Here is an 813-nt window from a genome sequence, read left to right as displayed (position 1 = left end):
CCGCGTCCGCCTCGCCGCGGGCACGCCGGCCCTCGCGGCCCGGGTCCGGGTCCTGCTCGACGGCAGCGCCCAACTCCTCATGACCGACGGGGCGTTGCTCGACGGCAAGCCCGCGCAGGCGCCGTCCCCGTGGCGGGAGGGCAGTCAACTCGCCGTCGGCGACATCCTGTTGGAGCTGACCTCGCAGCGGACGGCCCGGGCTCCGCTGACTCCGGCGCAGGACGGTCTCGGGCTGGAGTTCAACCGGCCGCCGAGGTTCCTGCCGCCCGCCGCGGGCGCCAAGTTCCGGCTGCCGACCCCGCCGGTCAAGCCCGACAAGCGGCCCATCCCGCTGCTGCCGATCCTGCTGGTGCCCGCGGCCAGCGCCGTGATCGCCATCTTCGTCACACACCGCTGGTCCTTCGTCTTCATCGCGCTGCTGTCTCCGATCGCCGCCCTGATCACCCAGTTCGGCGGACGCAAGCAGGCGATGCTCAAGTACCTTGAGAAGAAAGAGGAGTACGAGCAGACGCTGGCCCGCGTGCGCGCCGACGTCGACGCCGCCGTACTCGGGGAACAGCACAACCTGCGCCTGTCCCTGCCCGATCCGGCCATGCTGCTTCAGATGGCGGTCCAGCCCTCGGAGCGGCTGTGGGAACGCCGTTGGCAGGACCCCGACTTCCTCTCCGTGCGTGTCGGCACCGCCGACCTGCCTTCGTCCATCAGCGTCGACGACCCGGACCAGGACGAGCACCGGCGCTCCACCGTGCCCACGCTGAACCAGGTTCCCGTCAACGTGGCGCTGCGCAGGGCCGGCGTCGCGGGCGTCGCCGG

The 813-nt window shown here is 72.0% G+C and carries 1 pseudogene; it reads left to right on the top strand.

Features of this window, described 5'->3' with window-relative positions:
- Nucleotides 1-813, top strand: a pseudogene (locus R6V09_RS54170) (FtsK/SpoIIIE domain-containing protein); the annotation flags it as partial.

Origin of the sequence: Streptomyces sp. W16, from assembly GCF_033194735.1 — a bacterium.
In the GTDB taxonomy this organism is placed as follows: Bacteria; Actinomycetota; Actinomycetes; order Streptomycetales; family Streptomycetaceae; genus Streptomyces.
Note: the sequence above shows the minus strand (reverse complement) of the source record. Positions and strands in the feature narration are given on the sequence as shown.